The following is a 13,418-nucleotide window of genomic DNA, read 5'->3' as shown; positions in this document are numbered from 1 at the left end:
TACCGCCGCACAAGAAACACTTTTTAATCATTCTGTTAATTCACCCCGCGTGTTTTAGGATCTTTCCACTTGGGATGGCAAGGTTTTTTAACCGGACAAATGTGCCATATTGGTCTTCCTAAAAAATGTTGTTTCCGTCAAGTGGGGCGACAGCCCCCGGCCGCGCGCCGCGCGGTTTCGGCTGGATTACAGTCACCCTATGGGCTCCTTCCATCCAGCCAAAACTGATACACCTTTTACCTTCACTGGAGGTGGTGCTTTGTTAAAAAACTAAGAAATACTGCGATATCGTGAGCTTTTAAACCGGACAAATGTCCTAAATACAAATAATCAAATAAAAAATGATTTATATATCAATATAGTAAGAAATGGTTAATCCGGTTATAATTTTTCTTTAATAACACCTGTACGGAAAGCGCTTAAGAGCATCTCAAGATAATAGATTTGCTTTTTCAACTCCTGGCCATTATCGGTATCAGATATCTTCTTCCGGTCAACAACCTTCTCAACAACGCTTAATGTAGAATGGATATCCATTCCTTCGTTTACCGATTTTTCTACGGACTCGAAAGGCTCATGGCTTGCCAGCATCAGACCGTAGGAATTATAGATCAGGGTATAACCGGCTATTCCTGTTTCGCTTTGATAGGCTTTCGCAAATCCACCGTCAATAACCAGCAGTTTGCCGTTGGCTTTTATTGGACTTTCCCCTTTTCTAGTCTTTACAGGCACATGTCCATTAATGATATGTCCCTTCTCCGGATCAAGCCCAAACTCTGCAAGAATCATCCTGGCGATCCTTTCATCATCGACCAAAGTATAATAGGGAGTGTAGTTTTCCTTGTGCGGAGCTTTGTCATCAATGAAATACCTTTCCAAAGTTGCCATCTTGTCCTTGCCGAACAGCGGGGAATCCTGGTGGCACCATAGATACCAAAGAATATCTGTAGAGATGTCCTTGTTTTCTCTGCCGAAATAGGCTTCCCGGGACCATTGATCCAAATTATCCAGCAGATACTTGCCTGAACATTCCACACCATTGAGCTTTATTATCTTAAAGGTCCCTTCAGGATTCATGGGAATGGATGCATGGAACAACAGGTTGGAGTTGTATTTTAGGTACATGCTGCCTTTGGCGAACATGAACCGGACATGCTTTTGAAGCTTTTCACTTTTCAGAAATGTATAACGGAGCTTGTTGATCACTGATTTTTCTTCTACGGTCAGCTTCCAGGGCTCTTTGGGGTCGATGGTCGGGAAGATCTGGTCATTCAGTTTGTATACTGCGCCTTCAACGTTGATGGTGTGTTCCTCATAATTGATTTTATCCAGAAGCAATCGATGATTCATATCATATTCAGGGTGGTTTAATATAAGTTCATGCTCGAGTTTGAACTGGATCATAGCGATCGCCTTATGCATTTTGGCAAGAAGATCAACACTCGAATCCGGCACGGTATCGCCGGAGCTCATTTTAGGTTTGAATTTGCTGCATTCATCGTCCTTATAGGCAGTCATGGCAAATGTAGCCAAGGGAAATAGATTGATCCCATAGCCTTCTTCCAAGATATCCATGTTGGCGTATCTCAGGCAGATCCGGACTACGTTGGCAATACAGGAGCGGTTGCCTGCAGCTGCGCCCATCCAGAGAATGTCGTGGTTTCCCCACTGAATATCCACGGAATGATGTTTCATCAGGGTATCCATGATGAAATGAGGTCCTGGCCCCCTGTCGTAAACATCACCGATTATATGCAGATGATCGATGGTGAGTCTCTGGATCACGGCGGAGATATTGATAATAAAGTCGTCTGCCATATCCAACCCAACAATAGTATCGATAATTTTATTGTAGTATTCTTTTTTGTTGAACCGGTACTCATCCTCATGGAGCAGTTCCTGGATGATGTAGGCAAAATCCGGCGGAAGCGCTTTTCTGACCTTGGAACGGGTATATTTTGACGAAGTGTCCCTGCACACCTGGATCAGCCTGTAAATGGTGATCTCATACCAGTCGGAAAGGTTAACCTCCCTCTCTTTGACCAGGTGAAGCTTATCTTCAGGGTAATAGATGAGTGATGCAAGCTCATCGATATCATTTTTAGAAAGTGTCTTTCCCAGCACATCATGGATTTTTCTTTTTACAACGCCCGAGGCGTTTTTCATCACATGGTTAAAGGCTTCATATTCTCCATGAAGATCGGTAAGGAAGTGCTCGGTACCTTTAGGAAGATTCAAAATGGATTTTAGGTTAATGACTTCGGATGCCGCCTGTGATATAGTGGGAAATTTTTGAGACAGGAGTTCAAGATAATCCTGCTGCTCCATCAGTTTTTTTGTGGTAAAATTATCCAAAGTGCTCCCTCCATATAATGCTCCCGGAGTGGGACATAAAATTAAAAATGTAAGTTATACTTAAAGATGAAAGGCCATTGCCATTATTTCGCCCGGGTATTCGGTAACGCATAGCCTTACAAATAACTATTCTCTTAAAATCTTCATCTTCCTTTAAGGATTAAAAGCTAAAAAATATATTTGATAATTAACAAAATCACGAAATCTTAGAGGATAGTCTTGGAACAATATAGAAGTTCCTTAAATAGCAATATGCACACCAAAAAGGGAGGGCAAAAATATGCCGCTGGTAACTTCAACTGAAATGTTTAAAAAAGTTTATGGGAAATGTGCCGTGGGAGCGTTTAATGTCAACAACATGGAAATTATCCAGGGAATTGTTGATGCGGCCAAGGAAGAACAATCTCCTTTGATTTTGCAGGTTTCGGCGGGGGCCCGGAAATACGCAAAACATGTTTACTTAATGAAACTGGTGGAGGCTGCCGTAGAGGACAGCGGTTTGTCTATCTGCTTGCACCTGGACCACGGGGAGGATTACGAGATTTGCAAGTCCTGTGTCGACGGTGGGTTTACCTCGGTGATGATCGATGGTTCAAAGCTGCCTTTTGCCGAAAATATTGCCTTGACCAAAAAGGTCGTGGAGTATGCCCATGCCAAGGGTGTAGTGGTAGAAGCCGAGTTGGGGCGGCTGGCCGGCGTCGAGGATGAAGTGAACGTCAGTGCCGAGGATTCCAGCTACACTGATCCTGACCAGGCCGTCGAATTTGTCCAAAAAACAGGCTGCGATTCCCTGGCGATCGCCATTGGCACCAGTCACGGAGCTTATAAGTTCAAGGGGGAAGCCAAACTCGATTTCGCCCGCCTGGGGAAAATAGCATCTCTCCTGCCCGGCTATCCCCTGGTTTTGCATGGCGCCTCCACCGTGCTGCCGGAATTTGTAGCCAAATGCAATCAATACGGGGGAGAGATCAAGGGTGCCCAGGGCGTTCCCGAAGATATGCTTCGCAGGGCCGGAACAATGGGGGTATGCAAAATAAATATTGATACCGATCTCCGCCTGGCCATGACGGCTACCATCCGGGAGCATTTTGCTCACAACCCCGCTGATTTTGATCCCCGCCAGTATCTCAAACCAGCCAGGGAGGCCATTAAAAGCATGGTCAAGCACAAGATCAGGAACGTCTTAAACTGCAGCAACCAGCTCTAAGCAATAATCATCTGGAAACTATGCTCAGGAGTATAGCAGTGCTTTAAACATGAATTTAGAGAATCCTCGAAAGCCCGTTCTAGCTGGACTTTGCAAGCAGCAAACGGCAGGTAGGACGGGGTCATCTTTATGACTGTTGCCAACCACCATATCTTCTCTAAGACGACTGCCACGCAGGTGCGGCTCTTTTCGTTCCATTATGACGCCTGATTGTATTATCAGGAGGAGTGGAAGTCCATATTGAAAAGCCATTGCCGGTTCAATTTGTGAAAAAGATGAACCTAACCAAAATACATTGTTGGGAGGTGTGGGAACAGGAAATGCACCGTTTGTTTCTATGGCTTCCACTTTTTCTAATGCTCTATGGCTGAGAATATTTGTATAAATCGCTGGAGGCGAAAGCGGCGCGGTTAGGCTTTTTCCTCATCAAAACCATCCCTTTGTTGATGGCAATAAAAGAACCGGGATGCTGGCCATGATGGTTTTCTTGAACTGAACGGTGCCGGTCTTACCTGTACGGATCAAGATATCGTTGTAAACAGGCTTAAAGATTGCCGCCGGTGAGATGGATGATAAAGAGCTTCTGGAGTGGATTCTAAGACATAATTAACCGTTTTTTTGCCAAAGCCCTGTTTTTAGCAAAAACAAGTTGCATCTAAATTGATCACACATTAAATAAATTTTTATCGAAAGAAGTCGATTGCGATTTGGGCAGTTGGCTTCTTTGTAGTTTTGATAGATATACGAGTGAACATCATTTATCCCATATGCTCTATATCATCTTTAAAAGATTTTAATACATCTATTGACAACTTGCTTTTTTATGCTATAGTTAAGTAGTAAGTAGTAAGTAGTAAGTAGTAAGTAATCTGTAAGGAGATAATACCATGAATGATCTGTCGATTTCTCAGGAATATGTATTATGTTCTTTAAACGAAAAAGGGAAATTCCCCGCACTTAGTACGGAAATTCCCGTTTGTGTTTTGGCAGGCGGGTTAATCGAACTGCTGGCAAGCAATTGTATTCAAATAGACGAAAAGAATAAGGTTTACGTGATAGGCAATTTAAGCGAGAAACAATTCCATTTGAAATCTCTTTTTGACCGGCCCCAATCCGGACGAAGTTGATAAAGTGATACAAAAGATAAGAGCGGAGTTGCTTGAAAACGGAACCATATCCGATGAAACAGTGGCACTGGTTAGTCTGCTGGAAAAAAGCCATCAGATAAAAAAATATTTTTCTAAATATGAATCTGAACAATTAAAGGCCCGTTTAAAAGAGATCAAAGAAGCTCCTTCCAATCAATTGGTAAAGCAAATGGTGGATTATGTTGATATGATTATCGCTGTTACTGCCGTTGCCGCGATATCGACGGCGCCTTAAGGGAGTTTTGTATCGTGTCAAGGCAGAGAAGCATGGAAGTGATAGAGAGCGCTCCATATGTTACGATTGGAGAACTGGTAAGATTAACAGGCGTGAGATACAGCACGCTCAAATTTTATACCGAGGAAGGCATGTTGGTTTTTGAACAAGCGGAAGAAAATTTAACGAGAAGATATAAACGTGTCGATACGATCCAGCGTATTTCCTATATTAAAAGTTTGAGAGCGGAAGGCAAAACCATTCCGCAAATTAAAGATATTCTCAGCCTAACAAAATAAGTATAATGCGTCAAAACCATGATATCTTTTTGACCTAGCTTTCCAAAGCAATAAAATCCGAACTTTTCCTTATCGGAGAGGGCGTTCGGATATTAACCAGCTGTTTGCCCAACTAAATCAGTCGTTGCTTTCACCTTGCATCGGCAAGTCCGCAAGTAGACGGGTATAATTCGCTCTGCCATCCACGATATGGTAAACAAAGATAGTTTCACCCAATAGTCGATAGAAACACAGATAATGGCCGCAAATTAGCATCCGGTAGCTTTCCGACCGGAGCATTTTATCTATGCACGCTATACCCATATTCGGATGGCTTCTCAAATGATCCAGCGCGTTATAGATGCGGTCCGTGATTTTGCGTGCCGATTCTACGCCCACGAGTTCCATATGTACGAGAGCAATTTCCTCCAGTTCACGCTGGGCAGGTGTCAGAAGCTCCAGTTTATATTTTGGTTTTCTCATAGATTGTATCCAAACGCTGTTTCGATTGCTCCAGCGTAAAAGTCGGCTCGTCGGCAAGACGGGATTGTTCTGCCAGTTCCAACTTTGCCCGCAGCTTTATGATTTCTTCGCGCTTTTCAAACGCCTCAATACTCATAACCACGAGATCGCCCTCACCGTTTTTGGTAATGTAGATTGGTTCCTGTTTTTCATGTGCGAGGTTTGAAATGCTGCCGTAATCGTTGCGTAAGCTGGTAGAAGATTTGATAATCATAAAACCCGCCTTCCCATAAGGAATTATTCTGCTATTATTATACGATAATTCTGCGATATTCTCCATCCATTTAATTTCTTCTTATGAAAAACAAGCTGCATCTAAAATTGATCACACATTACATAAAAGACATAGCTTTCCGTCAAGGGGGAGGCTATGTTCTTTATTTGTATGGAAAAATATGATATTGTGAACTCAAAAGTCTTTGTAAAGAATCTGAAATAATGGGAATTTAGTCAACGTATTAAAGGATAGATGGACGGGAGCAGAGGAAAAGGAGGATATGATGAATGAAAATTTTAGGGATAGTAGGCAGTAAAAGGAAAAAAGGCAATACTTCGGTTTTGGTGAACAGGGCCTTAGAAAAGGCCAAAGAGGCAGGGGCGGAAACGGAATTGATTTTTCTGGACGATTATGCCATCACAGACTGCAGCGGTTGCGAGGGTTGTCAGAAAACCCGGCGATGCGTGATCAACGATGATATGCAAAAAATCTACCCGCTTCTTTTGAAAGCAGACGGGGTTATTTTGGGTTCCCCCACCTACTATTACAACGTGTCGGCCAACGTCAAGGCCTTCTTGGACCGATGCTATTGCTTTGAAGTGTTTGCCGAAGACGACCGTTCTATTTGGCTGAGCCTCAATGAGGCCCTTGGAATAAAATACGCCGGCGTAATAGCGGTATGCGAGCAACATTCGGAAGAAGATATGGGGCCCACCGCAGAAGTCATGGCCAAATCTTTGGAAGCTCTGGGCTATCGGGTAGTAGATAAAGTCAAAGCCTTGGGGTTATTTGCACAAGGGGCCGCTTTGAAAGACGAAAGGTCCTTGGAAAAGGCCGGCAGAGCGGGGGAAAGGCTGGTAAAAATCTTGAAGCTGAGAAACAAAGTAAGAGAAAAATGGGGAGCTTAAAGCCTCCCGCCGGGAAGGATGACTAAGGCCGCCACATTATGAAAAGATCTACATAGGCCGTGGCATAGAGACATGCTGCCAATAATCCGGACAAAGTTGATAAAGTGATACAAAAGATAAGAGCGGAGTTGCTTGAAAACGGAACCATATCCGATGAAACAGTGGCACTGGTTAGTCCGCTGGAAAAAAGCCGTCAGCTAAAAAAATATTTAAGCCGGACATCTATTCGCCATGGTAAAGGGTAAAGGCGGGAAGGAATTTCCGCAAACCGCAAAATCGTCAATGAAAAATTTTTGCATAAAAAATAAAATAAAGGCAATATGAAAAAGTTTTATCTTTAGGGCATGTTGTTTCAGACACAACTTGCCGGAGGAAGGTGAAGATTCTGGCGGCCCATTGTCGACATATCGCCGTTGTTGGGGCCAGCGCTTTGTTGCCTGGAGCAGACAATAGTGGAGGTTGTTGGAAAAATATCCTTGAAGGAAAGGATTTAATAACGGATGTTCCCGGTTCTCACTGGCTGATAGACGATTACTACCATCCTGATCCCGCGGCGGCGGGTAAAACATATTGCAAAAGGGGCGCGTTTATCCCGGAAATTGATTTTGATCCCCTGGAGTTTGCGATTCCACCCCATAATTTAAGGGCGACCGATACTTGTCAACTTTTAGCCTTGATCGTTGCCAAAAGAGTTCTTGAGGACGCTTGCCGGTCCCAATTTAAAAACATGAATAAAGAAAAAACCAGTGTTATCCTGGGCGTGACTTCCGGTTCGGAGCTGGCCATCCATTTGGGCGGCAGTATTCAAAGGCCCCATTGGGCTCAAGCGTTAAGAGAAAGCGGATGCCAGGAGCAGGAGATACGGCATATTTGCGACCGGATCACCGATAACTACCTGCCCTGGCAGGAAAGTTCTTTCCCCGGGCTGTTAGGGAGTGTGGTGGCCGGACGGATTGCCAATCACTTCGATTTAAAAGGGACCAATACGATCGTTGACGCGGCTTGCGGCAGCTCTTTATGCGCTGTTTCCATGGCCATCCTGGAGCTCCAGTCCGGCAAAGCAGATTTGGTCATTACGGGCGGAGCGGATACGCAAAACGATATCTTCATGTATCTGTGCTTCAGCAAAGTCCAGGCGCTGTCTCCCACCGGGGACTGCCGGCCTTTTTCCCGGCAGGCGGACGGGACGGTTCTGGGAGAGGGGATCGCCATGGTGGCCTTGAAAAGGCTGGCGGATGCGGAAAAAGACGGTGATCCCATCTATGCCGTAATTAAAGGCATCGGGTCTTCCTCCGACGGAAAAGCAAAGAGCATCTTCGCCCCACGGGCTGAAGGACAGGTACTTGCCGTAAAAAGGGCTTATGAGGCGGCGGGGTACGGACCGGACACGGTAGAGCTGGTGGAAGCCCACGGTACGGGGACAAAAGCCGGTGATGCCGCTGAATTCGCAGGATTGGCGAGCGTTTTTCAAAGGGAGGAAAAAAAGCAATGGTGCGCCCTGGGAAGCGTCAAATCGCAAATCGGACACACGAAGGCGGCGGCCGGCGCGGCGGGATTGTTCAAAGCCGTGATGGCTTTGCACCATAAGGTGCTGCCCGGAACAATCAAAGTAGACAAACCCAATCCCAACCTAAAGATAGAAAACAGTCCCTTTTATCTTAATACCCGGAGCAGGCCCTGGATCAGCGGCCTGGACCATCCCAGAAGGGCCGCTGTCAGCGCTTTTGGATTTGGCGGCAGCAACTTTCATGTGACCTTGGAGGAATATACGAAACCGGGGAACCGTCCCGATAAACTCAGAACAATGCCTTACGAGCTGTTTCCCTTGGCCGGCCGTTCACCGGAAGAATTGCTTCGGCGCGGGCAAAGCTTACTGGATGCAATTTCTTCCTGCGTTTCTGCCCGGAGCGATTTGCATGCGGTTTTGGCAAAACAGGCGCAGACGGAATATGAGCATCAGTGGGGATACCGCTTGGCCGTCGTCTCTTCTGATCTTGATGATTTGGAAGCAAAAATAAAGCAAAGCATGGACCGCATCGGGACGGAGCCGGAGCAAGCGCTGAGCCTGCCTGCCGGAATCTGCTATGAAACAAAAAAAATGACCGGCAAGATAGCTTTTCTGTTTCCGGGACAAGGCAGTCAATATATCGATATGGGGAAGGATCTGGCCATGCATTTCGATTGCGCCAGAGAAGTGTGGGACCGCGCAACGGAGCTTGCGGCAGGTCCGCAGGGAGAAAAACTGCATGATTTTGTTTTCCCACGGCCGGCTTTTGATGATGAAACACGCCGGCTGCAACAGGAACGCTTAACTGATACGCGTATCGCGCAGCCGGCAATTGGCGCCATGAGTCTCTCCGTTTTAGCGGTCCTGAAACAGTTGGGATTGCGCGCCGATTTCGTCGCCGGGCACAGCTACGGGGAAATCACGGCGCTGGCTGCGGCAGGAGTGTTTTCCGAGAAAGAGATGCTTCATGTCGCTAAAAAACGCGGGGAGTTGATGCGGGAAGCTTCCGGGAATAAAGGAGCCATGACTTCCGTATTTCTCCATCCCGATCAGGCTGATGCGTTGATCAGAAGATTAAACCTTTCCGTTGTAATCGCCAATGTCAATAGTCCCGAACAAGTCGTAGCTTCGGGACCCGCAGAGGAAATCCGCCAATTGGAAGCCGCGTTGAAACAAGAAGGCCTGCGTTTTGTCCGGCTGCCTGTATCCACGGCTTTTCACTCCGCCCTGGTAGAACCGTCTGTAAAGCCTTTCAGACAATATCTCCAAAGTGTTGCCTTTAAGAAAAGCGCCGTCCCTGTTTACTCAAACTTAGAGGCGGAGCCGTATCCGGAGCAGCCGGAGCAAATGAAAGAGCTGCTGGCCCGACAAATTGCCCACCCTGTCCGCTTTGCCGGGCTGATCGGCCGGATGGCCGGACAGGGAGTACAATTGTTTATTGAAGTTGGGCCGGGCGGGGTGCTGACCGGCCTGACCAGGCAGTGTCTGGCGGACCAAGACGTGAAGGCGATAGCTGCGGACTATAAAGGCCGGCATGGGGTCCTCTCGCTGCTGCAGGCCGTAGCTTTCATTTCCGTGCTGGGAATTAAGCTGGACTATTCCTGTCTGTGGTCGGGTTACGGCAGCTTGAAGGACCCGAGGGACGAGAAAAAACCGGCTTACACCGTGAAAATCGGCGGCGCCAATTATGGGAAGCCGTACCCGGCTAAAAAAACGATTGGACAGGAAAGGATTCCGGCCGCCAAGGCAGCGGCCCAAGCAAACATGGTCAAAGAATCGCATGAAGAATCAATTAACAAATCTATAGACAGGCAGGTATCGACCGTGAATCAAAAAGAGCGGCAGCAAGGAGAGCAAACCGCGAGAGGACAGGAGATCCCTGCCTCCTCCCTGGCTTTTATCCAAAAGCAAATGACGGAAGCCCATCTTGCTTTTCAAAAGGCGCTTACAGAAAGCCATCAGGCCTATTTGGGCTTTTCGGAGAAGCTGTTGGCCGCTCTCGCCGGCCAGAGTCCAACCTTCATCCCTGAAAACGGAGAGATCGGTGGAGATGAGGAACAGCGCTTATGGCCACAAGTGGAGAACAGCTTTATTGAGCACGCTGCGCCCGCTGCCGGGGAAACCGCCGCCGCCGTTTTGCCGGCAAAAATCCCCGCGTATCCCGGACCCGGGCAAAAGCCGGTTCCGGAGAGGGGCTTTGACGATGACGGCAAACCTTCCCTGTCCATTGGGGAAACCGTGCTGGAAGTAGTCTCTGACAAAACAGGATATCCGGTGGAACTGCTGGACCTGGATATCGATCTGGAAGCAGGGCTGGGAATCGACTCGATTAAACTGGTGGAAATCTTATCGACGGTTCAAGAGAGCTTCGCGGAGCCGCCCGATCTGGACGATTCCGATCTGGCCGGTTTACATACTTTAAAGGAAATAATCGAATTCCTGGAGCAAAACCCAAAAAAAAACTAGAAATTGCAGCCATGGAGGGCGGGCAGAGGTTAAGATGCTTTCATGTCCGGACCTTTCCGGCTCCCGCCGCCGGCTTTGAAGTGCCGGGTCTGAGGGAGTATCCGGTTTATATAAACAACGACGGCTTTGGCCTTGCGGAAAAACTGGCGGACAAATTGCGCGGCCGGGAAGTCGAGGCCATTGTCAGCCGCCGGATCCCTGCCTCCGCCCGGAATGTCGTTTATTTAGGGATGGCAGGCGGGCAAAGCCAGGTCGCCGAAGCGACAGAGCTGAACCTGGAGGCCTTCAGGACGGCAAGAAATGTAGCCGGAACCATGGAAAAGGAAGACGGTTTCTTTCTCACCGTGCAAAGTACCGGCGGAGACTTTGGCCTGTCCGGCAGGGCGGGGCATCAAGTCTGGTCGGCCGGGGTGGCCGCCCTTGCCAAAACGGCGGCCCGGGAATGGCCGCGGGCTTTTGTCAAGGCCCTGGATCTTGATTCCTCCTTATCCCTTGAAACCATGGCCGAATGCATCTGTGACGAGCTTTTTTCGGGCGGCCTGGAAAAAGAGGTGGGTTATCTGTCCGACGGTACAAGGATTGCCGTGGGGTTGGCAGAAAGCGGGCCAAAGGGGGAACAGGAAAAGGGATACGACCCGTTGGCGCCTTACGACACGGTGCTGGTATCCGGCGGAGCCCGGGGTGTTACCGCTGATTCCTTATTGGCCTTGGCGAAAAAGAAACCCCTGCGTTTCATCTTGTTGGGAAGGTCGTCGTTAACCCAAGAGGAGGAAGGTCTTTCCGGAGAGGAAGACGAAAAACAGTTGACCAGGCTTTTGTCCGAACGGGCCTTACGCCTTGGCGAAAGCCCGGCGCCGCTGGAAATAAGAAAGAAGGTCCGTGCTCTATTGGCTGCGCGGGAGATCAGGCGAACCATCACGCAACTCAAGCAGGCCGGATCCGAGGCGTGTTATCTTGCCGTGGATATCACGCAGGAGGAAGCCTTGCAGCGCGCTGTGCTGCCCCTGCGCGAGAAATGGGGCGCGATTCATGGCCTCGTTCACGGTGCGGGGGTTTTGGCTGACAAGCGGATCAAAGACAAAAAGGATGAACAATTTCAGCGGATCTTTTCCACCAAGGTCAAAGGCTTCCAGAACCTGCTTCGCCTGACGGAGGGAGACGATTTAAAGCTGATCGCCTGTTTTTCTTCCGCAGCCGCAAGGGAAGGGAATATAGGCCAGTGCGACTATGCCATGGCCAATGAGATTATGAACAAAGTGGCGCGGCAGCAAAAGAAAGCCAGAGGAAATGCGCTCGTCAAGTCCTTTAACTGGGGACCGTGGGAAGGCGGAATGGTAGATGCCGCCTTAAAAAAACACTTTGCTTCCCAGGGGGTTGCCCTGATCCCGAGGAGTGCGGGGGCGGAATTTTTTGCCGAAGAGGCTTGCGGAGCCAACCCCCGCGAGGTCGAGGTCGTTGTCGGCATGGCGCGGCCTGGGGCCGCCTCCTTCATGGCCGGAGAAGCAAGAGAGTTTCGCCTGCATCTGGTGCTGGAGCCCGGGAAGAACCGTTTCCTGGAGGACCACCGGATTCAAGACCACCGGGTCGTCCCGATGGTCTTGGTGAATGAATGGTTTCACCGTTTGGCGCAAAGCTTGTATCCGGGCCTGCCCATCTCCCACGGGGAAGCCTTGCGCGTTTTGAAAGGCATACGCATCCATCAGCTGGACAACGCCCCCCGCACGCTGCTGATCAAAGGAAAGGCCGTCCGCGCTGAAAAAGAACAAGGTATTCGCGTGCACCTGCAACTGGAAGATCCAAAAGGCGCCGCCTATTATGCGGGGCAACTGGTGCTGGGGAAGCAAGCCGCCTCAATGAAGCCGGCGGATCCTCCGGAGCATGGCGGCTCCATGCCATGGGAAATGGAGCGGGAACGGATATACGGGGACTACTTGTTCCACGGACCCAGCTTTCAAGTCGTGCGGCAGCTTCATTCCGTGCACGCTGCGGGAGGCATGGGCCGGTTGGACTGGCCTTCAAGGAAAGAGCGGGACCGGGACCTTGACCTGGCTACGGCTCCGGTGTTGATGGACGGCGGGCTGCAGTTGGCGCGGCTCTGGGGTTATCAATACTATCGCAAACCTTCTCTGCCTATGCGAATCGGACGTTTTCGCATCTCAGCGAAGCAGCAAAAAAAAGGGCCGGTGCATTGCCATCTGACGGTGCTTCAACAAAATACGCATAAATTTGTCGCGGATCTGGCCTTTTTCAACCGGGAGCAGGCCTGCTTCGCGCTGATGGAACAAGTGGAAATATATTTTTATAATACGGGACTATGATTGCCCACGGAAACGAAGTTCCGCTTCCTCTTCCAGAGCCTTCTTGATATCAGGCGCGGTTTCCAGTATCCGGGAGAATTTCTCCCGCTGCAGCGACAGCACGAGACACGGGGTGCGGGCTCTCACCGTCGCGGTTCTGGGGATGTTCCTGAGGAGGGCGATTTCTCCGAAATGGTCGCCGTCATGGAGCACGGTAAGTCTTCTTTCCGTGCCGTCCGCCAGCTTCTTTAAAACCTCAACCTGCCCGCGGACGATGATATAAAATTTGTTCCCGTAAT

At 48.8% G+C, this 13,418-nt stretch carries 12 protein-coding genes; 8 read left to right on the top strand and 4 right to left on the bottom strand.

The features are described from left to right. Positions 1-381 precede the first annotated feature (381 nt). On the bottom strand, positions 382-2,328 hold the full coding sequence (locus tag A4E54_RS14780; protein WP_240084830.1) for a fructose-1,6-bisphosphatase: 1,947 nt from the start codon (positions 2,326-2,328) through the stop codon (positions 382-384). A 307-nt stretch (positions 2,329-2,635) separates the two neighbouring features. Here A4E54_RS14780 and fba point away from each other — a divergent pair, with 307 nt between their 5' ends. The 5 genes from fba to A4E54_RS14760 all read left to right on the top strand — a co-directional run bounded on the left by fba (position 2,636) and on the right by A4E54_RS14760 (position 5,223). Then, a complete protein-coding gene (gene fba / locus A4E54_RS14775; RefSeq protein ID WP_240084820.1) occupies positions 2,636-3,562 on the top strand; it encodes a class II fructose-1,6-bisphosphate aldolase in 927 nt (308 codons plus the stop codon). 385 nt (positions 3,563-3,947) lie between these two features. Continuing rightward, the gene (locus A4E54_RS15845; RefSeq protein ID WP_353681848.1) at positions 3,948-4,058 is read left to right on the top strand and encodes a Fic family protein; all 111 of its coding nucleotides are present in this window, start codon (positions 3,948-3,950) and stop codon (positions 4,056-4,058) included. A 391-nt stretch (positions 4,059-4,449) separates the two neighbouring features. Then, positions 4,450-4,689, top strand: a complete 240-nt coding sequence (locus A4E54_RS14770; protein ID WP_240084822.1) for a GOLPH3/VPS74 family protein — start codon at positions 4,450-4,452, stop codon at positions 4,687-4,689. A gap of 4 nt (positions 4,690-4,693) precedes the next feature. Then, positions 4,694-4,945 carry a GPP34 family phosphoprotein gene (locus tag A4E54_RS14765; protein ID WP_240084823.1) on the top strand — a complete coding sequence of 84 codons (252 nt, stop codon included), beginning with the start codon at positions 4,694-4,696 and terminating at the stop codon, positions 4,943-4,945. 32 nt (positions 4,946-4,977) lie between these two features. After that, positions 4,978-5,223, top strand: a complete 246-nt coding sequence (locus tag A4E54_RS14760) for a helix-turn-helix domain-containing protein (protein WP_240084831.1) — start codon at positions 4,978-4,980, stop codon at positions 5,221-5,223. 117 nt (positions 5,224-5,340) lie between these two features. Here A4E54_RS14760 and A4E54_RS14755 read toward each other — a convergent pair whose 3' ends face one another. Continuing rightward, positions 5,341-5,685: a type II toxin-antitoxin system RelE/ParE family toxin gene (locus tag A4E54_RS14755; protein WP_240084824.1), complete on the bottom strand. Its 345-nt coding sequence runs from the start codon at positions 5,683-5,685 to the stop codon at positions 5,341-5,343. Then, positions 5,666-5,938 (bottom strand): type II toxin-antitoxin system Phd/YefM family antitoxin, encoded by a 273-nt coding sequence (locus A4E54_RS14750; RefSeq protein WP_240084825.1) that lies wholly within the window; start codon positions 5,936-5,938, stop codon positions 5,666-5,668. The genes A4E54_RS14755 and A4E54_RS14750 overlap by 20 nt, the downstream gene beginning before the upstream one ends. A 290-nt stretch (positions 5,939-6,228) precedes the next feature. On the opposite strand from A4E54_RS14750, the gene A4E54_RS14745 reads away from it, so the two are divergent. From A4E54_RS14745 to A4E54_RS14735, 3 genes are all read left to right on the top strand, one after another. Beyond that, entirely contained in the window at positions 6,229-6,849 is a 621-nt protein-coding gene (locus A4E54_RS14745; protein ID WP_240084826.1) for a flavodoxin family protein, read from the top strand. A gap of 376 nt (positions 6,850-7,225) precedes the next feature. Continuing rightward, entirely contained in the window at positions 7,226-10,822 is a 3,597-nt protein-coding gene (locus A4E54_RS14740) for a type I polyketide synthase (protein WP_286726568.1), read from the top strand. Positions 10,823-10,833: 11 nt separating this feature from the next. Continuing rightward, positions 10,834-13,140 (top strand): SDR family oxidoreductase, encoded by a 2,307-nt coding sequence (locus tag A4E54_RS14735; protein WP_286726567.1) that lies wholly within the window; start codon positions 10,834-10,836, stop codon positions 13,138-13,140. On the opposite strand, the gene A4E54_RS14730 is transcribed toward A4E54_RS14735, so the two are convergent. Further along, a partial coding sequence (locus A4E54_RS14730; protein WP_286726564.1) for a cyclic nucleotide-binding domain-containing protein occupies positions 13,135-13,418 on the bottom strand: 284 nt, incomplete at its 5' end. The genes A4E54_RS14735 and A4E54_RS14730 overlap by 6 nt on opposite strands.

This window comes from Pelotomaculum sp. PtaB.Bin117 (genome assembly GCF_002067195.1).
Lineage (GTDB): Bacteria > Bacillota > Desulfotomaculia > Desulfotomaculales > Pelotomaculaceae > Pelotomaculum_D > Pelotomaculum_D terephthalicicum.
This window is presented reverse-complemented; position numbering and strand designations above follow the sequence as displayed.